The sequence below is a fragment of the Algibacillus agarilyticus genome (assembly GCF_003286125.1).
Lineage (GTDB): Bacteria > Pseudomonadota > Gammaproteobacteria > Enterobacterales > Alteromonadaceae > Algibacillus > Algibacillus agarilyticus.
This window is the reverse complement of record NZ_QMED01000031.1, coordinates 1-24,861: the sequence shown is the minus strand read 5'-3', so window position 1 is coordinate 24,861 and position 24,861 is coordinate 1. Positions and strand designations below refer to the sequence as shown.

The following is a 24,861-nucleotide window of genomic DNA, read 5'->3' as shown; positions in this document are numbered from 1 at the left end:
GTTATGAGCATATACTTGATTAACTCACTTGATGAGTTTAATTGAGCGAATAGACTTGCTCGCCATTAATCCATGTACTGAGTACATGCTGGTCTTCATCGAGTTCAACAAAATCGGCTTGGCTATTAATCGCAAGCACCCCACGCAACGGCAATTGTTTAATATAGTCGGCGGGATACCTAGCAGCCATTTTTAATGCGTCAGCTAACGGCAAGTTAACTTGTTTTACCGTATTGCGCACGGCTGTCGCCATATCGAGCACGGATCCTGCTAGTTCACCGGTGGTCGATGTTAATTGGCCATCGGCTAAATAAACAGTTCGGTCAAAAAAAGCAAATTCAGTATCGGCAGTGCCGACCGGAGGCATCGCATCAGTCACTAAAAAAATTTTACCCGCGGGCTTGGTTTTAATCGCAAGTTGGCAGCTAGTGTAATCAACATGTTGACCATCCACGATTAAACCACAACTGGTTTGATCATTTAATAGTGCAGCACCCACCACCCCGGGTTCGCGACCGAGCCATGGCGACATGGCATTAAATAAATGGGTAAAACCGCTGGCACCGTTATCTATTGCTTTTTGTGCCGTTGCATAATCCGCATTGGTATGACCTAAGCAAATATGGATCCCGATATTGAGCATTTTTTCAATATCTGCCGGTAACACGTTTTCAGGTGCGAGCGTTACGATAACCTTGCCTAAATCTTGACGTGATAATACTTGCCACTCAGCATCTGAAATCGGTCGAATATACGCCGCGCTGTGCGCACCTTTTTTAGCTACCGACAAATGAGGCCCTTCAAAATGTACCCCGATAATACCCGGTACATTTTCGGCTATCGCTTGGGCGATACTATCTGCGGCTTGCCGCATGACGTCTATTGTATCCGTAATCAACGTAGGTAACATGGCCGTTGTGCCATATTTGGCATGCGCTTGCATGATCGTGGCGAGCCCTTCTACCGTAGGTGTGCTATTAAATAACACACCGCCACCGCCATTAACTTGTAAATCAATAAAACCCGGTACAACCAAACCATGCAAACTTTTATCTACCTGAGTCAGATCATTATCTATCGCGACAATTTTACCGTGTTCAATGGTTAATACTTGATCAAACAGAAAGTCTTCACCATTAAATAATTTAGCGGCATGAATTCGTTGCACTGGCATTTATAAAGTCCTTGTTACTTTTTTTAGCCCTTTAGGCTCATCAGGATTAAAGCCTCGGCTCACGGCGACTTTAGCAACGTCTAAATAAAAGCGTTGTAACACAACTAAAGGCGCTAAACGTGGGTGCACAATGGCATCATTTTGACGCAAATGAATAAGATCGGCTCCCCGTGCAATCACCTCTTCAATTTGCTCTTGATGTGGAGCTGCACTTTCGTCATTAACAGCACAATTTAGAATAGCTAAGCCCTGCTCGACCAACGTAACAGGCCCATGTAAAAATTCAGCACTACTAAAAGCTTCTGCGTGAATACTGCAGACTTCTTTTAATTTAAGCGCCATTTCTTTCGCAATTGAAAACCCGAGACCACGACCTAATACCACCATATTTTTAACACTAGCAACCGATTCCGGCGTTAATTGTGCAGGTGAGGCAATCATATTTTCCATTGCGGCTGGCAACTCAGCTAATGCATTAATTAAGGGATCGTTTTGTGTCCAATTAGCCACTAAATGTGCAATCGCCGATAATGTCGCTAAATAACTCTTAGTCGCTGCGACTGAGATTTCAGCGCCTGCTTTTAACGGTAATACCTCATCAACAATATCTCCCAATGGTGATGTTTCATCATTAACTAAGGCCACACAATACGCACCGGCGTCTTTAGCCATTTGAGCTTGAGCAATGATGTCTGGGCTTCGGCCAGATTGAGATATAACAATGACTAACGTATTTTCTAATTGCAATTTTTTACCGTAAATACTCGCAACAGAAGGCGCGGCAGAGCTAACCGGAATACCCACTTCAATTTCAATTAAGTATTTACCAAATACACCCGCATGATCGGAAGAACCACGGCCGATGATCATAACCGACTTAGGCGCGATCTCACGCAATGTTGCGCCAATTTTAGCCGCTAAGGGTTGATTCGCTATCATTTGATTTTTAATGACACTTGGCGCTTGCGCCGCTTCTTTTTCCATTATTGTTTGTGTTTGCATAATTAAACCTTAACTCTTATGAGATTTTGCTTTGTTTAGCTTGTTGCTGGCGAGCATAGATAACCGACCCCATTTCAGGGGGAGATAAAGGAGCCGATAATGTTTCTTGCACATCAGCGTCTAACCAAGGTGTAATGACTGGAGTTAAACCGCCAATCAATGAAATACGAGGAGGATTTTTTGTTAATAGTTTTCTCGCAAGTTGACTAATATAACCAGCGCCCTCTTGCACAATGGCGCGTGCTATATCGTCACCAGCCCTTGCGGCTTCATAAACATCACGGGCAAATTCAGCAAAAAAAGCAGCCGGTTTACCCGCGATAACTTCAACCATTTCAACCGCATTATTCACTTTTAAATGGGCTAACAATTTTGGCGTTAGTGCAGTAGCAGGAATTAATTGATCTAAAGATAACAAAACTTGCTTGGCAGCCTGAAAACCAGTCCAGGCACCACTGCCTTTATCTCCATGCGGAAAACCATGTCCACCCAACATAAACACGTCATCATCAACATGGGCAAAACCACAAGAACCGGTTCCCGTGATCATAACGGCGCCATACTCACCCTGATGAGCGCCAAGGCAAGCAATAAGCAAATCAGTGGCTAAATACATTTCTTTAAATGGATGTAGCCATTCATTCATTTGTTTATATAAGACAGGTAAATTAACACCCGCTAAGCCAACACCCGCCGGAATTTCGTGCAATGCTATATGCTGTAGGCCAGCATCAGCTAAGGCAAGCTTGGCAGATTCTTCAATTGAATTTGCAGCTTGTTCAAAGCCATGTAGTGGATTGCCCGGTCCTGAAATCCCGGTGCCTAAAATCGCATTATCACGGTTAACCACAATCGCTTTGCACTTAGTGCCACCACCATCGATCCCCAAGAATAGTTCGTTTTTATTAATATCGCTTGTTAGCATTTTGACCTCGTGTCACGCTGACTTTTCACGTGAAAACATTCAGCTAGATCTTGAATGTTTGCCCGTTGATTGAATCTCAATATAAATATACTAACACAAATGACAGCGTTGTCATTTGTTATTTACATTAAAATTTACTTTTTATTTTCTTTTCGATAACCTTGATAACAAACAAGACTAACTATTTGATTATTATCAAGTTAAAATTTATTTAGGCACGGTCCATATATACACTATGGGCTTGTAACACGTAATTTACGCCCAAAACGTTGGCCATCTTGTGTTTTAGTACGCACCCAAACATCACCCGTTATTTTTACAGGCGTGTGATAAGTTAACCATTCACCGTCATCTATTTGGTATTCAATAGCTAACCCTGGGTAAGCAATATTAGCAAACAGGGTTTCATTGATAATTTTTGCACCCACCGTGGGTAAGCGATAATGCACACCTGCACGTTCTAATTTTGCAAACTCTTTTAAACCTAAAGTCGCTGCAAACAACTGCCATTTTTGATCGCGTTGTGCTTGTAAGGTTTGATTAAAACGTTCGGTGTTTTGACTATAAACAAAGCCTTTATGATCATATGGCACCGCCCATTTAGCTTGATGCCAAGCACGCTCAGCGAGTGATAATAAACGCGGGAATAATTTGTATTCTGCGGTTTGGTTGGTTCGCGTATTTTCACTCCACAACTGACCTTGAATACCTGCAAACTGCCTACCCTGCTCTAACGGTTGTGAAATTAATTTTCCAGTTTTGTCTGCTTTTAACGTATCGTTTGCAACATAAGGTTTGTCTTCACGGTCTAACCAAAACTCGGCATGAATAGGTAAATTATCAGGCATAAATTGAAATATTTTTTCGCTATTAATATGTCGCGATGCCCAATAATAACCATGCTCTTTAGGATCGGCTTCATAAGGAAAATCAAAATACAAAACATCCGGTGTTGATAACACGACTTGCCAATTACGGTTTGCTAATTCATGCGCCGAATGATGACCATCCCACATTAATAAACTCCAAGCATTCGCTTGAACCACTGCCGGCATTTTAGTTTGGCGAGTGTGTGATAGGCCATCACTCCAAGCGGCTGTTTCAATATCCATAGATGCTAATAAATTAGCGACTCGTTCTATAAAATAACCACCTAATTGGCTTACCTCAGTAATACCCTCTTCATTGGTCGCTAAAAATTGATGACATGCAGGTGATGATACCCAAGCCCCTGCTGTTTCATCCGCTCCGATATGATAGCGAGTCAGTGGCTGTCCGGCTTGTTGATGTATCAGTTTAACTTGTTGCATCACCTCAGCGACAAACGCGTACGAAGAAGCAAGACACACATTGATGGTATTGTCGTTATAGTGTTGTACTGATGAATAGCGAGTCGTATCGAGTGGATCATGCAATAAATATTGCTCAGCTTTCTCTTTGTCTTCTTGGGCCATGTATTTGTTATATCGGGCTGTCATTGCTTTTACCGCGGCACGCGAGTGGCCTGGCATATCGAGTGATGGGATCACTTGAATATGACGAGCACTCGCTGCTTGCAAAATTTCTTGGTAATCGGCTACCGAATAATAACCATTCACTTCACTCGTAGGATCGAGCCCTGCGCCTAATTGTGGCATTAAACAATACTGCTCTTTTAAATCAAAACACCGCTTGCTGCTCAATTCCGTTAATTCAGGTAACGACGGAATTTCTAAGCGCCAACCTTCATCATCACCTAAATGTAAATGTAATTTGTTTAATTTATAGGCCGACATTTGATCTAATAATTTTAAAATAAACCCTTTGTCTCGAAAATTACGTGCAACATCAACTAACACGCCTCTAAATTCATAATGCGGTTGATCTATAATGTCACCAATCGGTAACTGCTGACTATCCAATCGATACAAGCTAGCAAGACTTTGTAAGCCATAAAAAGCACCAGATGGATCATCAGCCGTGATCGTAATTTGTTCTGCTTGAATACGTAATTGATAAGATCCTAGTGGCTTAGCATCTTGCTCTTGCTGACTTGGATTAACCACGATATTAAGCGGTACTCCACCGTTTGGCTTTTGCATTAACCCTAGCGCGGCTAACCTCGATAACGCAGCTTGAATATCAGCGGGCATATGATTAACGTTATGTTCATTAATCGCTTGAAGGCCATGGTAGTTCACTTTTAAACCAACCGAAGTATCCAGTACTGTACCGGCTTTGCTAAATTTCACCTGAGTCGGTGTTGGAATGATTTGTTGTTGTATGGTTTTATTTAACGGTGAAACTTGAGTGAAAGCACTGAAGTCGTAAGTAAGATTACGCTCGTATAGACGCTCGGCAGTTAACCATTTAGTTTGATCATCTGCGGTGCGTTTAAATTGTTTTTCTTCATCGGTAAATTCAGCGACGTAAGGTAATATTTCTAAGCCGGTTTCAGGATCTATTTTAACCTGCGTACTTTTAATCACTCTTGGTTCAATAGCGGGTGTTAATTCATTTTTATGCTGAGCACTCGCGACAATATAATTGGGTAACGCATCGGTTTCCGACAGCGACCAGAAGTTGGCGTAAAAAGTAATCACTTTTTGCTCGCCAGCCGCAAAACCAGTAAATTTATCGCTTAGGTTTATTTGGTGTAAATCACCGTTTATATGGGTGATCGTAAAGTCATTACTAACTGATTTTTGAATTGGGGTTATTTGGCTAAAGTAAATTTGCCAATCTTTCACTTTAATCGCGTTAGGCGCTGTTAATAATAAATCAACTCGAAAACAAGAGCCGTTTTCAATATCAGGATCACATTCGGCAGAAGGGCTATTATCTATTTGTTGATAAGTCACTTGTAAATGTTGCGCAATATCATCTATATCTTGTTGAGTGGCCGTCGCTAAAAACAACGGTGCAACTTGTTGGCCTGAGTTAGATTGAGAATGGTCATTGTCGGCACCACAGCCGCTGATTAAAAATGCGCCCGCTAAGCTGAACACAATACGAAGCAGCTGACTTGTACACCTGGCAATTATCGGGGTTAAAAACGTAGCAACCCATTTAACCGGTGTAAGCCGTATTTTAGTCATGCTGCTAAACATCGGAAAGAGAAAACGAATCAAGTCGTGAGCGGATAACCATGCAAATTTTACTGACATAATAAATCTCATAAATTAAGTTAACTGGCTGCTAAGCCACTTTTTAATATTCGTCATTTGTTCAGACGATAACGGCGCTAAAATACCTTTTATAGGCTCAGGTATATGCTGATGGCTCTGTTCATGGTGTTCAAAAACATAATGATCAAAAAAAGCCTGCCAAGCTTTTTTTTGTGCCGTTGGTAAATCACGTATCGTTAACATGGCAAGCAACATCGCATCCATAGGCACTGGTTTATTTGTGGCTGCAATTGAGCCACCAGCCCAAAAGTTAATTAACATATTAATATCACTGAGTGCTTGCACATGATGCCACCATAAACGCGGAATATATAACGCGTCGCCGGGTTCAAGGTTAGCCACTAGCGCATGATTTAATGCTTGTTTAAATAATGGATACTTTTCAAAATCGGGCTCAGACAAATCCACCATACTGACAGGCGCCCCCGCTGGCGTAAATTGCAAAGGGCCAACATATAAATGACTTATTTGTTCGGGTGGAAACAACGTGACTTGGCGCTCACCCGCGACGACACACGCAATGTTATCTGCATCGTCATAATGCGCCACGACTGTCGATTTATTACCCAGCCAAAAACGAGGTTCAGTCGTCGCCTTGTTAAATAACGCCATTTCATGCTGGGCAACTAATGTAGGAAAATAATCTTTTAAGGGTGCACTTTGAATAGCAACCGCACCTTGATTTAACCCCTGTGGGTTTTGCTCAATAGCGTGTGCATAATTTGTTAAACTAGCTATAAACTGACTGTAACTCTCAACCTTGCGTTCAAAATTAAAACCATTAAAAGCAGAGTTATAATAGAACTGTGTTTTTTGACCGGGTTTAATTTCAGCCATGCGAACATCACCGCCCACATAATGCATCGACAACAGATCAAATAACCCAGAATGGTTAAGTGTTTCGCCATTATTTAAACGAGTACTTTGCGTATTATCTTGTGGGTTAGTGGATCGGTGATTTTTATCTTGTATATGACACTCAACCAGCGGCCAGTGCTTAACTAACCCTTTTAAAATAGCAGGTTCAGCTAACGGTGCGATCTCTTGTTGAAAAAGGTCAGTAGTCACATCATGCCAAACGGCAACGTGTTTTAATGCTCTCATTATTCCCCCCCAAAAAAATATCACCCTGAATTCACGTCTGTAAACAATGAGTATAAAAAAGCCGAGTATGACTCGGCTTTAATAAAGGTTAATTAAAAATTAACCCGTACACCGGCGACAAAACGCCGGCCATTTTGATAAATTGACATAACACGTTCTTTATTTGTGTTGTATTCAACAATTTCTTCGTCAGCTAAGTTTACCGCTTCAAGCGTTAACGTTACTTTTTCGTTTACGTTATAAGAAGCACTTGCATCCCACTGGCCAAATTCATCATTGAATAGCTCATCACCATTAAAATGTATACCTTTGTACCATTCACTGCGGTAGTTATACATAACACGAGTTTGAAAAACGTCATTTTCGTAATACGCAGTTAAGTTCAACATATCTTCTGACGTTCCCTCAACTAAACCCGAACCTGGTTTAGCGGTATCACGTGCTTCTTCAGCACTTGAGTCTGTATAAGTATAGTTAGCCGATAAGCCATAACCGCCAAAATCATGTTGGATCCCAAGTTCCAATCCATTGATTGTGCCGCCTAACCCATTACCGGGTTGAGAGAAATTAACCGGTACCCAGACTTCGTTTTCTTCGTCATAACGATCTTCCGTTACTGTCGTGATCGTTCTTAATGAGTCCAGCTTTTTACTGAAGTAAGCCACAGATAACATAGAAGCATCGCTGTAATACCATTCCCAAGAAATATCAAATTGCTTTGCAATAGTAGGTTTTAAATTTGGATTACCCCGTGTACCAGAACCTTGGCCACCGGTTAATGAACCAAACGTTTCAGAAGAAGAAATATCAGCCCAATTTTGACGAGCCATAACACGAGCAGCACCAAGTCGTAAAACTTGATCAGGGGTTAAATCAAAGGCGATATTAATGCTGGGTAACAATTCAGCGTAATCATTATCTTGGCTTACCCAGTTTAATGTTTCAGGTGTTAACCAATCACCATTAATGGTATTTAATCCCCACGTTTCACCTGAATATTCATAACCAAACGACGTTTGATCGGTTGCAACGTAGCGTAAACCTAAGTTACCGCGATAACTATCGCCCTCAAAATCACCTTGCATATATAAAGCAAGAATATCTTCTTCTACAGCCCAAATTTCAGGCAAATTGTCATGAATAGCATAACCGGCATTAATCCCGCCTAATGAGCCAAATGCAATCTCTTCCATTAAGGGGCGGTTATGAGACACTTGATCAGTAATATTCCCCGTTGCCGCTACATCCACATTAGCATCACCTAACGCATCTAAACCACAACTGGCTAAAGTTGGACATGTTTCAAAAATATGGCCTAAATATACATCCCAATCAGCGCCGCCACCATCAGTAAAGGGACCATGCCAACTATAAGCATGGCGACCTTGCGTTCGCTCTGCTTGACGATATTTAAAACCCGCTTTAATCGCGGTGAATAATCCAAGATCAGTCGCTAAATTTAAATCCGTTTGTACAAATGTTTCTTCATCCGTTGTAGGCTTAGAACCGCCCCAAATCCAACCAGCAGCAAAATTACTGCCGTCCGATGGATCAACGCCAACATTAACCTCAGGCGTACCGGTCAAGTCATAATCATAACCTGCGCCTTTTGCTACATATTCCCAAGATGTTTCACGATAAGTCCCGCCACTAGCTTCTGTTGTCCCAATTTCAAAATTGAGATCATAACCTTCGCCTTGGTAATCAACATCTAAGTGTATTTGTGAGGTTTCAGTGCTTGATACGCGATTGATGTAATTATAAGCGAAGTTGCCAATACCCGCGTCAACGTCACCTGCTACGGTTGATGCTAAAACGGCACCATTAACTACGTTAGTCGCATTCGCGATAACCGCATCTCTATCTGAAAAAGCAAAGTTAATTAAATTGGCATTTTGGTTATCAACATCCATTTCAGAATTTAATATATTTAAAGTCATTAATAAGGTATCGGTCGGCGCATATTGAACGGTTGTAAATAACGTTTGGCGCTCACGATTTTGTATAAACTTAGGTGCACCAATATTACGAGGCACAATAAAATCATCATCATCGCTTTCTATCCAACCAAGAACTTCAAAGCCTTGGCGCTCTAAATTACGTTTTTGATCAACCGCAGACACCATAATCCCAAACGTTTCGTCATCGTTTTTCCACGAATACATACCGGCAATTTGTGGATCCGTTTTGCCAGACGTTTCAGAATATTGGCCTTCAAGTGAAAGGCTAACCGTATTAGCATCCATATCTAATGGACGACGTGTGCGCAATATCACGCTACCGCCAATTGATCCTTCATCAGCACTGGCTAATGGCGATTTATTAACCTCTAAACCTTTAACAATAACAGACGGTAGCATGGTGTAATTAAAACTACGGTTAGCTTCGTCAAGAATAAACCAATCTGCAGTCCCCACGGATTGGCCATTAAGTAAAGTACGATTGTATTTAGGGCCCGCGCCACGAATACTCACTTTTTCGCCTTCACCAAATTCACGACTTACCGCTACCCCCGTAATACGAGATAAGGTTTCAGCTACATTTTTGTCCGGAAATTTACCGATATCTTCAGACGTGATCACATCAGAGACGTTAGTCGCAAAACGTTTCGCATTTATATTCTCTTTTAAAGAACCACGAAGCCCTTGCACTTCAATAACTTCAACTTCTTGGCTGGCGCTATTTGCCTCTTCAGCCATAGCAATAAACGAAGAACCACCTGATAAGATCATCGCAATTGAACTTGCAAGCATACCTTTTTTAAATATTGTTGATGACATAGCCTATCCCTTATAACGTTTTTATTAATATTGATTTAGAACTTAATAATGACAGCGTTGTCATTTATTTATGACAACGCTGTCAAAAGGTGAATAAACCATACTACTAAATTTTTCTCATGGCTAGTGTTAATTATTAAGTTTTTCATCATAACTTGACAAGTTAATGTTTTTTTTGAAGTTTAAGTTCAAATACTTTCTAACTTTAGACAATAATTTAACGACTTTCGAATAAATAAAGAGCATAAATTAATAAAATTTAAACTTAATTGCAGGACAAAGACTTAAACAAAATGTAAAAAATAAGCCGATAAATAAAAGAAAATACAGTAAGCCCGTAAACAAACCTTAAAATTTATCTTTATAAATATTGCTGTCGGCGACTTAAAACAATAATCTATGATGCTATTAATCACCATATTCAGCTAAATTAACTATTTTTATAGAAACAATGGTTATCAATCATTGCCTTAATTTATTGCAGCCGTGCAACCCCGTTTAAGCAAAGCAATATGGTTACACCCACTTCAACCGTTCAATACAGGTAGTTTGAATTAATGAAAGCGACAATCAATGACGTGGCAAAACATGCTGGCGTTTCTATAAAAACCGTATCTCGTGTTATGAATAACGAGAGCGCGGTACGCCCAAATACCCGAGAAAAGGTAATGGCTTCTGTTAATGAATTAAACTACCGCCCTAACCTAGCGGCACGTAACTTAGCAGGCACCAAATCATATAGCATCGCTTATGTTTACGATAACCCAAATGCTTATTATGTTATTGACATGCAAAACGGTATTTTAAATGCCTGTAAAAAACAAGGGTTCGAATTATTAATTCATCCGTGTGATGCCAACGATAACAATACCATTGAAGAAATAACTAACATGGTGAAGCATTCACGTATTGCAGGGTTAGTATTAACCCCTCCCTTTTCTGAAATGCCTGAATTTGTCGCGCAATTAACCGCCCTCGATGTCAAAGTGGTGCGTATTATGTCTGGCGATAAAGCACCTGATACATTAACGCCCTGCATCATGATCAACGATAACGCGGCCTCTAAAACTATCACTCAACACTTGATTGATAGTGGCCATCAGCGCATTGGTTTTATTGCCGGTGGCAGTGAACATAACTCCACGGTTGAACGTTTAGAAGGTTATAAACAAGCGTTAAAAGCTAATAACATTCCACTCGATGACGATATCATCATTAAAGGTGAATATTCCTTTGAATCTGGTGTTGAAGGGGCTAAAGCGCTAATGGCTAAGTTAAATAAACCCAGTGCAATATTTTCTTGTAATGATGAAATCGCCGCGGGGGCATTATTCGCCGCTCGGTTAATGAACATCGACATTCCGCAACAATTATCGATCACCGGCTTCGAAAACAGTCCCTTCTCAAGACAAACTTGGCCCAAATTGACCACAGCCAATCAACCAAATCCAAAAATAGCAGAAGATGCAGCTAATCTATTAATTGCTCAAATACGCAATAACGATGAAAGAGAGATCTGTAAACACTATACACCTGAACTTATCATCCGAGATTCTACTAATAATTTAGCAGCGGATATTAACTAATGCGAATATGTGAGTTGATTAGATCAATCAACTCACTTATTTTAACCAGAGTTTAAAAGTTTGGAGGGGAAATGGGGAGATCATCTATTTCTAGCTGATTCTCATCCTGTGCTGCCACTCGATTAGATTGTCTCAACTGGGACTCAACTTCCGTTTTAACCGATTGTGGCAACACGGTGTTGTCAATATTAGCGACAACAGCCCCTGTAAAAAGGATCGCATCAGCCGTAATATCAGTAAAAGAATGTTCAGCACTCACGACTGTGTTATTAACCAAAAAGTCATCTGTCATATTAACAATAGCGTCACTCACATCTGCACTTGAATTAAACCTTTCAACCACCGCCAGCATAATAATGTTATCTTGCAACTGCGTTTGACTTAACTCAATATCACCTGATAAATCCAGAGGTTCAATCGCCGATGGTGAACTCGCTAAATTGAGCTGCTGCTGTAATTGTGTATATTCAGTTGATAGTTCAGCTTCTGTTGGCGCAGTCGTATATTTTTGGGCAATAACATGTGTTAACACATTAATATTTAATGTTGCCAAATTTATTGGCGGTAAAGCATAAGCCGTTAATTTAAATTCAGGCCCAATAACACACCACTCGCCAAAATTTACGATCCCGTCTTGGTTTATATCCAATGATGAGTCGTTAGCAATGCCACAATCTTGCAAATCACAAAACATAAGCGTTGTACCATCGTCTCGACCTTGCACTTCAATATAAACGGCATTTTGATCTGATATGGGCACATCAAATTCAAACTTGCCTTTTGCTGTCGTTTTACCGGTGGCAATAGGTTCAGCGCCTATAATGCCGTCATCGGTAATAGGATATATAGCAACTTCACCGCCACTAATAATCCCTTTACTCGCACTACCTGAAATCGGTGTGTATACCATTTTCTCGCAGCCTAATAATGCTAAGCCTAGACACAAAACAGCAGTCAATCGAGTTTTTATAATCATCGCTACTACCATTATTTTTTCACCCAAAAACCAACACCGGCCGGTATTTCAGTTAAAGCAGAATAACCAGAATCTACAATTTTACTGCGCTCTGCTGCAGAAGGTGCCCAGCCACTAAACCCTTGTCCTTCAACATAAACCCAAACAAACTTAACTTGACTAAACAAGGTATCAAAGTCTGTTAAATCTTGCGCGCTACCAAGTAAATGCGTGCCTGATGCCAAATTATCAATCGTTGCTACATCGATTAAACTTAATTGATTGAGTTTAATTAAACCAAAATTAGCAGGCGTCGTATCTATTTCTAATGCTTTTTCTGTTTTAGCTTTTTCAATCGCGGCGAGTAATTCACTTTGATGAGTCGCATCTGACACCAATCCATAATTGTGAGGATTTGCAATAACGAGCGCTTGTCTAACGGCTTCAGCAGACGCAATATCGGTTAAATAACGAGCTTGTGAAACCAAAGCATAAGTTTCTGGGTTCGCAATCACTAAATCTTGGCGAACTTGCTCAGCACTTGCGATATCGTCTGTATATCGTGCTTGTGAAACCAAAGCATAAGTTTCAGGGTTTGCTATAACAAGGTCTTGTCTTACTTGCTCTGCCGTTGCGATATCATCTGTATATCGTGCTTGCGAAACTAATTCATAAGTTTCAGGGTTAGCGATCACTAAATCTTGACGGGCTTGTTCTGCCGTTGCGATATCGTCTGTATAACGTGCTTGCGAAACCAACTCGTAAGTTTCTGGGTTTGCGATCACTAAATCTTGACGGGCTTGTTCTGCCGTTGCGATATCATCTGTATAACGCGCTTGCGAAACTAATTCATAAGCTTCTGGATTTGCTATCACTAAGTCTTGACGGGCTTGTTCTGCGGTTGCGATATCGTCTGTATATCGTGCTTGTGAAACTAATTCATAAGATTCTGGGTTTGCTATAACAAGGTCTTGTCTTACTTGCTCTGCCGTTGCGATATCGTCTGTATAACGCGCTTGAGAAACTAACTCATAAGCTTCTGGATTTGCTATCACTAAGTCTTGACGGGCTTGTTCTGCGGTTGCGATATCGGCAGTATATCGGGCTTGTGAAACTAATTCATAAGATTCTGGATTTGCTATCACTAAGTCTTGACGGGCTTGCTCTGCCGTTGCGATATCGTCTGTGTAACGCGCTTGCGAAACTAACTCATACGCTTCTGGGTTTGCGATCACTAAATCTTGACGAACTTGCTCTGCGGTTGCGATATCGGCAGTATAACGCGCTTGCGAAACTAACTCGTAAGCTTCTGGGTTTGCTATCACTAAGTCTTGACGAACTTGCTCGGCTGTTGCGATATCGTCTGTGTAACGCGCTTGCGAAACTAACTCGTAAGCTTCTGGGTTTGCTATCACTAAATCTTGACGAACTTGCTCGGCTGTCGCGATATCGGCTGTATATCGCGCTTGCGAAACTAATTCATAAGATTCTGGATTTGCGATCACTAAGTCTTGACGGGCTTGTTCTGCGGTTGCGATATCGTCTGTATATCGCGCTTGAGAAACTAACTCATAAGATTCTGGGTTTGCTATAACAAGGTCTTGTCTTACTTGCTCTGCGGTTGCGATATCGGCTGTATATCGCGCTTGCGAAACTAACTCGTAAGCTTCAGGGTTTGCGATCACTAAGTCTTGACGAACTTGCTCGGCCGTTGCGATGTCCGCAGTATATCGCGCTTGCGAAACTAACTCGTAAGCTTCTGGGTTTGCTATCACTAAGTCTTGACGGGCTTGTTCTGCGGTTGCGATATCGTCTGTGTAACGCGCTTGCGAAACTAACTCGTAAGCTTCAGGGTTTGCGATCACTAAGTCTTGACGAACTTGCTCGGCCGTTGCGATGTCACTTAGCGATTGTATTTGTGATACCAAAGCATAATCAGCAGGGCTAGCTTGTACCGCAGTAATGGTTTTTTGCGCAACTTGTTCAATGATTTGTTGTTCGGTATCGCTCAATTCATCAATAACAACATTAAGCGAACGGTAGACACTTTTACCATCAGCAGAAACATGAGCCGTCACCTCATAAATACCCGCAGTTGTATAACTATGTGTCAACTCTCCAAATGTCGCATCGACTAACACATTACCATCACCAAAATCGATGCTATTTAACTCAACCACGCCATCCGTTGTAGACGCTTGTGCATCTATATAAAAGGTTAAATCAAAACCCGGTTTACGTAAACCTGAGTCGATTGCAAAATCGGTTACGATCGGATAATTCTGATATGCACGGGGTACAACACGATAACTCGTTTCATTTTCTAATATCGGATTGTTATACAGTAATTGCACAGCGGCACCATTGTATTCATAGCCGACAGTCGCTGAACCGCCAAAATTACGATAACTACCGGAATCTTCAAGATCTTTATAATGTACTTGAATTTCGCGCGTATTCTCAAACATCACAACTTGAAAATCTATTGTTGATTCTTCATCATAATCAGGATAATAAAATTCATAATTTCGATATTCAACGACGACTTTTCTGTTGGGCGCTTCACCCTGTACTTCATAATAAACATCACCGTAAGCAGGGTGAAGATCATCATGGAATGGTAAAAAAGCATGAATATCGGTTCCACCCGGTAATGGGAAATTATAGTCGCCATAGTAATTATAACCATGGACTAAACTCCCATTGCTACCCACATAAATATTATCGACAGTACCAAGCGGCCATTGCAGAGTAAAATCAAGATCAAGCAAACGAGCATTTGAATCAGTCATTCCAAGTGCCGTTCCTTCAAAGTCAATGTAGTCATAATCAATAACTTCAAATATTGCAGGTTCAGCGTTACTAACAATTGTAAATTGTTCAGTATTTGTACCTTCTATTTGCACTGCTACTTGTCCAATAAAATTAACGGTCAGCGAAGCAGAATAAATACCGTCATTGGCAATCGCATCAGCCCCCTCACCTAAATCATTTAATTGAGCAGCTTCAATACCAGCCACTAATAATGCATAGCTTTGGCCTGTAACCGGCACACCACAATTTAAAACTTCAAACTGCACATCAATATCACTCTCAGGTGTAGTGGCAATTTCGCCATTAACTAAGGTAGGTGAAATAACGGCAGTTGATATCGTATCAACACAATTTAACGAACCAGAATTGTCTTCTCCCCAAAGTGCTGTACGTTTTCCGCTTCTAACAACGCCCTGTAAATTAGATGCAGTGGTACCGACATTTGAGATCAAATTTTGTCGTTGATGCATGCTGTATTCTGGATAATAGCTGGCAACTAAGGCATAGGCTCCAGCAACATGAGGGGATGCCATTGAGGTGCCACTAAATACTTGATAGGTATTGTGCGGTGTTGTACTTAAAATATCGGAACCAGGCGCAGCCACATCAACGCTATTAACACCATAATTAGAAAAATAAGATAATTCACCGTCTTGGTTTAAAGATGCGACTGTGACAATATTGTCATTAGGAAATGCAGCGGGAAATTGAGGATAAACATCGATATTAATACCATCATTACCCGCAGCCGCCACAAAAAGTATTTCGGCTTCATTATGACGTTCAATCGCCTCTTGCAGCAAAGAACTTGAATCATTGCCGCCCCATGAATTATTCGTAACTAAAACATTAACACCACGATTAACCCTTAGATCATAAAAATAATCTAAACACTCTATGGCACCAGCACTGGTACCTTCACCCCAGTAATTTAGAAATTTACAGGCTATTAGTTTAACGTTTGGCGCAACACCCACAACCCCTAGATTATTATTAGACTTTGCAGCGATAGTTCCAGCAACGTGTGTGCCATGCTCATTGTCATCGTATGGGTCTGAATCTTGGTTATAAGTATCAATGCCGTGCATGTCATCGATATACCCATTACCATCATCATCGATGCCATTATCGGCAATTTCACCTGGGTTAATCCAAATATTATCGACTAAATCTTCATGGTTATAATCGATACCGGTATCAAGGATCCCAACAACAACATCACTGCTACCCTCGGTTAGATCCCAGGCTTCAGGTGCGTTTATATCCGTATCAAAATCGTTATTTAACCCCCATAAGTCATCAAAAAGAGTATCATTGGGAATGCTCATTATGTTAAACATCACTTCGGGTTCAGCTTGTAACACACCCGATTGTTTTGACATTAGATAAGCCGCTTCTTTTGCACTCATGCCCTTAGGTACGCTATAGACTTCAATATCAGATAAGTGCTTAAATGATTTACTTTTCACTAAACCTAATGGGTTAACAGAGCTTGCTGAAACAGACTGTTTTGTTCGCCATTTTACAATAATATTTTTTGCATCTGGGGTTTGAGTATAAGCGGAATGCGGTTGACTATTAGCAGCAGTAACCTTTGAAATGACAGCTTGTGCAGACTGGGTAAAAAAAACACAGGCAGCAAGCAGATAAGCATTAAGCTTCATATAAGTAATGTTCCTTATTTAGTAAGCGTGTCTTTACGCTATAGATATCCATAAATTTCGCGCATTTTAACACTATCTAAATAAGAATTAATACATTTAAAATGTATTCGAGAAGCATGAATTATCAACTTTGTGCAATTTACCCTATTGATTTCACAAAAAGCCTCAAGATGCGCTTCAACATCTTGAGGGTTAAAAGGGTAAGCCACTTAATTAAACAATAAAAAGTTAATGCATCGTAACTACTGCAATACGTCTAAGCAAACATTGCCTACTGCGGGCACATTAGCACAAACGTTACCGTCGGTGCCTACATCGGCACCAAAAGACGGTGTACACGATAAAGTATCAACTGCATCACATACCCAATTACAAACAAAAGGAAATGGACAAACCGTATTACATACATTACGGCTATACGTTGCGCAGAACTGTCCTTCAAAGCGAGCCCCTGCATGGTTAGGGCCAACCGTTAAGGTATTCGTACCTTGTGCACCACCAACGTTAATGCCACGGGTACCACTAAATAAAAAATCACCATTGTTAGCCACAAAACCACTCCCAGCAAAGCTTACACCGCCATAGTTAGTTGAACCAGATAGTATCCAACGTGTTGTATTATCGATCCCCATATCAGCTTGACCATTAAACGTTAATGGGTTAGCGGGAATATTAATACGCGCTTGCTCTAAGCCACCTTTAACACTCTTAACTTGACCATTTAGGTAAGTCACTGCAACTTCACCCACTCGATAACCTGCGGATCCTTGATATACAGAATTACCAAATATAAGATTCTGACTGAGTACATTCCAATCAGCATTACAGTCTTGCAGCGCGGTATAAACCTGAGGTTCACTAGAGCACTGCCCCACCATTTTACCACCTAGGGTGACTTTCATACCCTGGGGTGTTGCAACAACTGTCACTTTAGGCTGCACGGCGGTCCAATGGTCGTAAGCTGTTGGTTTAACAAACCCTTCACCGGTAGCATCAATTGGATAACTAATTGCGCCTTTACCACCCACCATATGAAAAACTAAATTTAAACTTCTAAATTTAACCTCTGCCCCTAAGGTAGGGTTAATATTAACGTGTTGCCATGTGTCTAATACTTTAATATTCAATGCTAAATCTAAAGTCCCCGCAGCTGTCCGCGTTAAGCTTAATTGATAAGGTGTAGGTTGTGGCATACCTAATGAGGCGGCAAGTTGCATAACTTGACGCAACGCTTGCGACAGCAAATGATCACCTTTTATATTATTAGTATAGATAAAACCAGAAGCGCGTAATAAATCTGATTCATGCGGTAAACCTATATGGTCAATATTTATATCAAGTTCAATAATACCGTTTAATTCGTTAAATAAATTAACAACATCACTACCTAAACTATTAGCCTTCTGTGCTAAAAAGTGCATGCTGTCACTAGAAATGGTTAAGTAGTTATCGTTCCAAGTAGCAGGGTCTAAATCTTCAGACCACTGCGTAAATAACGCACCATGTTGGCCAGCAGAGTTCCATGAGAAACTATACTTAGAATCAACGGGCAAACACAAATAATTGTCGTGCCACGTATGTGGATCTATACCTTCATAAATTTGTGTACAATTCATCCCCGCAATTGCCCCTGCACTGTACCATTGCATACCAATATAATCTGAACTACAAAAATAATTGTCTGCCCAAGATGTCTCTGCAGGTTCTGCACCCTCATTAATCTGGATGCAAAACATTTCAGCAATAGGTCCGTTGGACGACCATGCAAAATCAATATCATTTACTCGCGTTTTAGCTGCATCAGCAATAAAATCTAATGGTTTAGGGTTAGCCAAGGGTGAAGGCTGACCAAATGAATTCCAACCGCTCCAATTATTATCAAAATTATAGTTAGCATGAATTGAGTTATCTGTACCTAATACAAAACATTCGGCATGGTTATTAGCTAACGTCCAACAGTTAGGGGCTGATTTAGCTCTACCGCCTAAATTATGCCAACTAAGCCAACCCGTACTCGCTGACCAATATTTTTGTTGCACTCCATAGTGCTGATCTAAAGCAAAACATTCAACACTGTCAGTATCTCGAGACAAGCAATTGGCTTTAGATACCAAGTTGCCACCTAAGCTTTCCCAGCTATACCAGCCATAGGTATTGGCATAACTTATTTTATGTAGTGCTTTGTCAGTACCAACAGCGAAACAATCTATTACACCCTCTTGGCGCGCAACACATGAAGGACTACTATCGAGAACACCACCTCTGCTGTCCCAACCGCTCCAGCCTTGTTCTGGCGCCCACCATTTATGTTGCAAAGTATTATCAGCCGCACGTACGTAACAATCGTGATGATTACTGTTCCATGAAACACATGAAGGTTGACCATTAATAATCCCACCTAAATTCTGCCAACTTGACCAGCCACTCACGGCAGTCCAATACAACGATTGCAATGCGTCATCTGCACCTTGAACAACACATTCAAGGTGATTGGGTTCACGACTAAAACATTCAGGATCAGATTTGATATTTCCGCCTAAATCGTGCCAGCCACTCCACCCTGAACCATGATTGAAAGCAGTATAAAGCCGATTATTATTACCGCGAACAAAACAATCATTGCTCCCAATTTGCCGCGACACACAATTAGGAGTGGCATTAAATACAGAGCCTATATCTTGCCAACCCTGCCAGCCACTACCGGTTAACTCTCGCGTATAAACAGATTCATTACTACCGATAAATAAACATTCACCGCCCCCAGTACCATCTGCACTGCAATCCCCCGCTGGGGTTAGCATTTCAGCCGAAGTGTTATATGAAAATAGAATCGAGCAAGCACCTAAAACGAGTGGAACAAAGGTACTAACGAGTGGCGTCTTTAATGATATAGCCTGTGATTTTTGGTTAAGAGATTGAGCAACTTTAGGATCAGAACGCATTGATAGTGAAAGCATTAGCGACTTACGTCTTAATCGAGTCAATTTTAATATTGTTGAGATCATTTTTGAATTATCCAATTTAAGTTTATATCCATACAACGGCAACAAACCACCGAATACCGACCAACGAAAGCAGAAAACCGGCGCCAATTTGCCACTTACTAAAATTGATATCGGGAAGTTATTTGTTATCTTTAATAAAAATAATGAGCTTTTATGATTTAAAATTCAGGTTCACACCAACTAACCCCTCACAAATAGAGCTATTTAGTTGATTAATAATGCTTTTTAAAAATGAGTATTGAATCTAGAAATATAAAATAACTAACTCTATATTTTTAAATACCCCCCAAAACGAGGTGATAAACTGATTGCCTCTATCGTCATTGCGCTACGCTCGTTATAATACGTGCAATAAACTAATATTTACCTAAAGAGAAAAACATGAGTGCTACGTTACCCGCCTGTCCAAAATGCGCGTCTGAATATGTCTACCAAGACCAAAATTTATTAATTTGTCCAGAGTGCGCCCACGAATGGGATCCCAATCAAGTAGAAGTTGATGAAGATGCTATTGTATTAAAAGATGCTGTCGGCAACTTATTAGCAGAGGGCGATAAAGTCACCGTCGTTAAAGATTTAAAAGTTAAAGGCACATCAACCGTGATTAAAGTCGGAACTAAAGCCACAATTAAACGCTTTTTACCTGGTGATCACGACATCGATTGTAAAGTCGACGGTTCTAGTGACATGTTACTAAAATCAAGCGTTGTTAAAAAAGCTTAAACAAATAATGTTTTGTCTAAACAGACTAACGTGTGCAACTAGCGTTAGTCACTTTAAAAGCTGAAAATAGCCGCTAGGTTTAGATCCCCTAACCTTATCCTCCCCCCTTTTTTGAGCCTTAATGCAAACCAAAACAAATCGACTAAATCGTGGCTATTATCGCACCGGACCTAATCACAGAAACGGCACAGATGTTAACTTTGTTGATATCCGCCGTGAATTTGATTTTAGGTGCATTCATATCGGTAAATGGGTCACAAAAGCTGAGCAACAAATTGCAGCTAACTTAGTCTTTGATGCGTTGTCTGACCTCGCGTTAATCTTGCAAGTACCAAAACAAGTATTGTCTTTACGCGGCACGCTATCTTTAGCCTTTGGTATGGGGGGTCAACGTCATGCACATGCGCATTATGACTTAAGAAAAAAAGAATTAGCGTTAGCTAAAAATGCAGGCGGAGGTGCATTAGCGCATGAGTGGTTTCATGCCTTTGATCATTATATTTGTGCTAAGTTTTTGCAGTTACCGACATCGCGTTTTGCATCGCATGCTTGGCTATTATCAAATGAAGAAGTGCAACATCCTCTCAATCAATCGTTGGCAAAGACATTTCAAACACTCTTTTTAAATCCTATGCACAACAATCAACCCAGTGATTATTTTAAAACAGCAGCCTTGATTGATAACAAATTAAATCATGTTTATTACGCACTACCTGAGGAGCTAAGTGCCAGAGCATTTGAAGCTTACATACAAGATAGCGAAATTAGTAACGAGTTTTTAGTAAAAGGCACTAAAAAAAGTAAAGAAGCAAAAGCAGGGTTATATCCGTTGGCTGAACATCGAAAACAAATACAGCACCATTTTTCTCATTATTTTATGTTACTTGGCCAATATTTAGCCCGCGCTCGATAAAGAGAGGTTAAACCTTGAAAGCAACTAGCAACACCAATACAAATTATTAAGCGCGAGCTTTTTTCAGGCAACTCACCAAATTATCCACGTCAGCCGTCATACAGGTATAAAATTTTCTTTCTGCGCCAATCGACTTGGTACACTTATCTAACGATGTTCTATTTTTAATGTTGCTAAATAACCCTGAAGATTTACTGTAATCAGCTTGTTGAATATGCCCTGCTTCAAAGTTTTTATTGAGTAAAAATAATGAATTATCCACCGAAGCAGCGATATTCTTTATAGACGCGGCACAGTTTAAATGAAGTCGCTGACCATTATCGTCATCAATTAAAGGTTCATTTGACGTATTGGCCGATGCAATATTTTCAGCCATATTATTTGTTAATTCTGATTCACCCGTTAACAAATTCATTTCTTCAATCGTTAATTGCTTATTTTCATTTGTGGGTAAATGAGTACCAAAATGAGTGACCCCTTTTTCATCCACCCATTTGTAAATTGCAGCTGAGGTGGTAAACGATAAACTAAATAAATAAATTAATAAAAAAAGGTGGATCTTCATTTCAATAAAACCTTAGTTGTACGCTCGAATATATGAACTTTAGTCTTCTCGCTCAAGTTTTAGGGTTCATTGTCAGCCCTTACTCTCGACTTTGGCTCCTGCGTCGTTCTAACACCTAAATCCATTTAGGCGGCCCCAATCACATAGTAGAGCATATGCTCATGAGGTCTCGAAACTTGCCTGCATGGATGCAGGTAAGGGGCGAGAGCAGGACGCGGTAGCTTTGACGGCTTTGCTTACATGGATGTAAGTACTTCGGTTTCGTCTGGAACTAGAAACCTGCCCCTAAAACCCGATCGCTTTGACTAAAAATACATCAAGCACGCGTCGTTATTCTAATAATACCAACGCGTTTTGATTCAAATTAATTAAATAAATCTAAGAATGACTCTTTCTTTTCTGATTTAATGATGCCGATAATTTCGTTAATACTTACAATTTCATATTGCTTGGTAATGCTATTCATATCTTTTAACATCGACTCCGTTATCACTTTGATGGTTTTAGGCGAAAAAGGCGCGTTACTTGATACATTAAATTTTGTTTTATAAAAATCCCATTGGTTTAACACTTCTGCCAGAGCATCATTAATTGAGTCTGTATTCTCTTTAGCTTTTTGCAAAATGGATAACGCATCTGTAAATTGCCCTGCCGTATTTTGCATTTCTTGTTTAAATTGACTTTCGTTATAACCTGAATGACTCGCAAAATATAGCATCGCAAGACGTTGCGATAACATTCGTTGTCGACCTGATATATTAATGAGTTTGTCAGCATTTTTACTGGATGTTTGCTCCAACGTTAATACAAATGCATGGGCCGATTTCAGTAATTCGGTACTATATTCAACCACATTAACCGTATTAGAATCATTTACTTCTGCTAGTACAATACTTCTAAAACGATACCAGCTCTTTTTTAATTTTTTAAACGCGTTTTTAGATTCAGATGTGGTTGCTGACCCTGACAAATTAAACAAGTTTTCTTCAAAAGTTGCCGCGCTTTCATCAAGCTCCATTGCCGATGTTTTAACATTAAGTTTTTGGCTAATTAAAATGTAATTTTTTGCCATGCGTTGCGAAAGCATACGCTGTAAACCGGCTTGATTAATGGCTTCTGATAAACTAAGTTCTTGCGAATGGGCAAGTGGGAAAAATGAAATAAATAACGCAGCTATGATGAAAATCTTTTTGACGAGCATGAAATATCCAATTAATGAGTTGTGCAAACGCAATTTAAAATAATCACTTAATAACGACAAATCAAGATAAAAAACACCTTAAATACAATGAACTACAATAATAAACCCGTTTTTTTTGGTGCAATAAAAAACCAACAAAGTGCAATAAAGCGTACCAATTGGAAATTAAATACACAGCCAACGACATCACAAAACAGGTATTAAACAAGAAAAGCACTCTTTACACGTCATATGCCTAAGTGACTTCAGGTGCGGTTTCCAGTGGAAATTTAAATTGATTTAGGCACCGCTTACGCATCCTACTCACGCTGTGCACATACATCCATAAAGGCGAAGCAAGCAGGTGCAAGTTTAACAGGTTAAATTAAGCCTGTTTAACACCGCATAACTCAATTTAAAACCCAGCAGAACAGAGCCTTTGAGCGATGTGACTTGGTTTGCAGGCAACGGACGTAAGTACTCAGGATTTATTGGGAACAAACCCCTGTGAATTAACATGGAATAAAGCGACATTCCGGCATTAATACGCCTCGCATTAATATCGCTCAGGGGTTCTGAACAAGCCTATTGAAGAGACTTGGATATATAATGTATATATAAGCCGAATTATCGTTAAATTTTGAATAGAAAAACACATTGCATCAAACGAATGAAAATGTCTACACGCGCCAATATAGTGCAAAGAAGTCACCACACATAAATATAAATGAAATATATATTCACTATATAAGCCAATAAATATAAGTTTAAATCACACAAGTTAAGCAAACACGGTGGAGTATCCATCAATATAAAATGACAAGCCTGAATACAAATAAACGTTAAAAGGCACAGAGATGATTAATACTCACAAAAAATTGTTTAAGGTTTTCACCTGAAAAATAGTTATAGTCAAAGCGATCGGGGTTTAGGGGCTGGTTTCTAGTTCCAGACGAAACCTCAGTACTTAGATCCCTGTCTCTTGATCACAAGTCTCCAGCCTGCTGAAGTGATTTTAACATCGCAATTGACTCTATCATTTCGGCCAATTTTATCCAACCTTGCCATAACACTTTCATCCCTACTCGTCCGTTGCGTTTGCTGTCATACCAGCCACCGTACCTTGCTATAGCGTAATACAACCAATAAAGTGAAGGAGGTTTAGTCGGAAGGCCTTTCCCTTTTTCTACTTTCATCCACAGCAATTGCCATGTCGTACTTTCTACGTAACAAGTACAATCTATCGCTTTAGCTTCTTCTTTGTTTTGAGCCCATTCTTGAAGTTGCATTAACCTTACGGCGAT

Annotated in this window: 14 protein-coding genes and 1 pseudogene; 3 read left to right on the top strand and 12 right to left on the bottom strand. The window is 40.2% G+C overall.

The genetic code is table 11. The features are described 5' to 3' along the window. Nucleotides 1–37: 37 nt before the first annotated feature. From nagA to DPX34_RS17970, 6 genes are all read right to left on the bottom strand, one after another. On the bottom strand, nucleotides 38–1,174 hold the full coding sequence (gene nagA / locus DPX34_RS17995) for an N-acetylglucosamine-6-phosphate deacetylase (protein WP_111979830.1): 1,137 nt from the start codon (nucleotides 1,172–1,174) through the stop codon (nucleotides 38–40). Beyond that, nucleotides 1,175–2,176 carry a glucosamine-6-phosphate deaminase NagB-II gene (gene nagB-II, locus DPX34_RS17990; protein WP_111979829.1) on the bottom strand — a complete coding sequence of 334 codons (1,002 nt, stop codon included), beginning with the start codon at nucleotides 2,174–2,176 and terminating at the stop codon, nucleotides 1,175–1,177. It abuts the gene before it with no gap. 16 nt (nucleotides 2,177–2,192) lie between these two features. After that, nucleotides 2,193–3,101, bottom strand: coding sequence for an N-acetylglucosamine kinase (nagK, locus tag DPX34_RS17985; protein WP_111979828.1), 909 nt, complete (start codon nucleotides 3,099–3,101; stop codon nucleotides 2,193–2,195). Between the two features lie 233 nt (nucleotides 3,102–3,334). Further along, nucleotides 3,335–6,247 (bottom strand): beta-N-acetylhexosaminidase, encoded by a 2,913-nt coding sequence (locus tag DPX34_RS17980; RefSeq protein WP_232824796.1) that lies wholly within the window; start codon nucleotides 6,245–6,247, stop codon nucleotides 3,335–3,337. 15 nt (nucleotides 6,248–6,262) lie between these two features. Further along, nucleotides 6,263–7,372: a cupin-like domain-containing protein gene (locus DPX34_RS17975; RefSeq protein ID WP_111979827.1), complete on the bottom strand. Its 1,110-nt coding sequence runs from the start codon at nucleotides 7,370–7,372 to the stop codon at nucleotides 6,263–6,265. 92 nt (nucleotides 7,373–7,464) lie between these two features. Beyond that, a complete protein-coding gene (locus tag DPX34_RS17970) occupies nucleotides 7,465–10,152 on the bottom strand; it encodes a TonB-dependent receptor (protein WP_111979826.1) in 2,688 nt (895 codons plus the stop codon). Between the two features lie 557 nt (nucleotides 10,153–10,709). Here DPX34_RS17970 and DPX34_RS17965 point away from each other — a divergent pair. Further along, nucleotides 10,710–11,738, top strand: a complete 1,029-nt coding sequence (locus tag DPX34_RS17965; RefSeq protein ID WP_111979825.1) for a LacI family DNA-binding transcriptional regulator — start codon at nucleotides 10,710–10,712, stop codon at nucleotides 11,736–11,738. A 52-nt stretch (nucleotides 11,739–11,790) separates the two neighbouring features. Here DPX34_RS17965 and DPX34_RS17960 read toward each other — a convergent pair whose 3' ends face one another. From DPX34_RS17960 to DPX34_RS17950, 3 genes are all read right to left on the bottom strand, one after another. Next, on the bottom strand, nucleotides 11,791–12,714 hold the full coding sequence (locus DPX34_RS17960) for a hypothetical protein (RefSeq protein WP_157964784.1): 924 nt from the start codon (nucleotides 12,712–12,714) through the stop codon (nucleotides 11,791–11,793). Nucleotides 12,715–12,725: 11 nt separating this feature from the next. Then, nucleotides 12,726–17,171 (bottom strand): S8 family serine peptidase, encoded by a 4,446-nt coding sequence (locus tag DPX34_RS17955; protein WP_111979823.1) that lies wholly within the window; start codon nucleotides 17,169–17,171, stop codon nucleotides 12,726–12,728. Nucleotides 17,172–17,413: 242 nt separating this feature from the next. Next, on the bottom strand, nucleotides 17,414–20,176 hold the full coding sequence (locus DPX34_RS17950; RefSeq protein ID WP_111979822.1) for a PLL family lectin: 2,763 nt from the start codon (nucleotides 20,174–20,176) through the stop codon (nucleotides 17,414–17,416). Nucleotides 20,177–20,557: 381 nt separating this feature from the next. Here DPX34_RS17950 and DPX34_RS17945 point away from each other — a divergent pair, with 381 nt between their 5' ends. Both DPX34_RS17945 and DPX34_RS17940 read left to right on the top strand, forming a co-directional pair. After that, the gene (locus DPX34_RS17945; protein ID WP_111979821.1) at nucleotides 20,558–20,899 is read left to right on the top strand and encodes a zinc ribbon domain-containing protein YjdM; all 342 of its coding nucleotides are present in this window, start codon (nucleotides 20,558–20,560) and stop codon (nucleotides 20,897–20,899) included. A gap of 121 nt (nucleotides 20,900–21,020) precedes the next feature. Beyond that, nucleotides 21,021–21,812, top strand: a complete 792-nt coding sequence (locus tag DPX34_RS17940; protein WP_111979820.1) for a CLCA_X family protein — start codon at nucleotides 21,021–21,023, stop codon at nucleotides 21,810–21,812. 46 nt (nucleotides 21,813–21,858) lie between these two features. Here the strand turns inward: DPX34_RS17940 and DPX34_RS17935 are convergent, their stop codons facing one another. The 3 genes and pseudogenes from DPX34_RS17935 to DPX34_RS17925 form a co-directional block, all read right to left on the bottom strand. Continuing rightward, nucleotides 21,859–22,377 carry a DUF4124 domain-containing protein gene (locus tag DPX34_RS17935; RefSeq protein ID WP_111979819.1) on the bottom strand — a complete coding sequence of 173 codons (519 nt, stop codon included), beginning with the start codon at nucleotides 22,375–22,377 and terminating at the stop codon, nucleotides 21,859–21,861. Between the two features lie 364 nt (nucleotides 22,378–22,741). Continuing rightward, a complete protein-coding gene (locus DPX34_RS17930; protein ID WP_111979818.1) occupies nucleotides 22,742–23,578 on the bottom strand; it encodes a type IV pili methyl-accepting chemotaxis transducer N-terminal domain-containing protein in 837 nt (278 codons plus the stop codon). Between the two features lie 965 nt (nucleotides 23,579–24,543). Continuing rightward, a pseudogene (locus DPX34_RS17925) lies at nucleotides 24,544–24,861 on the bottom strand (IS4 family transposase); the annotation flags it as partial.

Coding starts and splice junctions, on each gene's coding strand:
- nagA (WP_111979830.1), bottom strand. CDS start 1,174: ATGCCAGTGCAACGAATTCATGCCGCTAAATTATTTAATGGTGAAGAC.
- nagB-II (WP_111979829.1), bottom strand. CDS start 2,176: ATGCAAACACAAACAATAATGGAAAAAGAAGCGGCGCAAGCGCCAAGT.
- nagK (WP_111979828.1), bottom strand. CDS start 3,101: ATGCTAACAAGCGATATTAATAAAAACGAACTATTCTTGGGGATCGAT.
- DPX34_RS17980 (WP_232824796.1), bottom strand. CDS start 6,247: ATGTCAGTAAAATTTGCATGGTTATCCGCTCACGACTTGATTCGTTTT.
- DPX34_RS17975 (WP_111979827.1), bottom strand. CDS start 7,372: ATGAGAGCATTAAAACACGTTGCCGTTTGGCATGATGTGACTACTGAC.
- DPX34_RS17970 (WP_111979826.1), bottom strand. CDS start 10,152: ATGTCATCAACAATATTTAAAAAAGGTATGCTTGCAAGTTCAATTGCG.
- DPX34_RS17965 (WP_111979825.1), top strand. CDS start 10,710: ATGAAAGCGACAATCAATGACGTGGCAAAACATGCTGGCGTTTCTATA.
- DPX34_RS17960 (WP_157964784.1), bottom strand. CDS start 12,714: ATGATTATAAAAACTCGATTGACTGCTGTTTTGTGTCTAGGCTTAGCA.
- DPX34_RS17955 (WP_111979823.1), bottom strand. CDS start 17,171: ATGAAGCTTAATGCTTATCTGCTTGCTGCCTGTGTTTTTTTTACCCAG.
- DPX34_RS17950 (WP_111979822.1), bottom strand. CDS start 20,176: ATGATCTCAACAATATTAAAATTGACTCGATTAAGACGTAAGTCGCTA.
- DPX34_RS17945 (WP_111979821.1), top strand. CDS start 20,558: ATGAGTGCTACGTTACCCGCCTGTCCAAAATGCGCGTCTGAATATGTC.
- DPX34_RS17940 (WP_111979820.1), top strand. CDS start 21,021: ATGCAAACCAAAACAAATCGACTAAATCGTGGCTATTATCGCACCGGA.
- DPX34_RS17935 (WP_111979819.1), bottom strand. CDS start 22,377: ATGAAGATCCACCTTTTTTTATTAATTTATTTATTTAGTTTATCGTTT.
- DPX34_RS17930 (WP_111979818.1), bottom strand. CDS start 23,578: ATGCTCGTCAAAAAGATTTTCATCATAGCTGCGTTATTTATTTCATTT.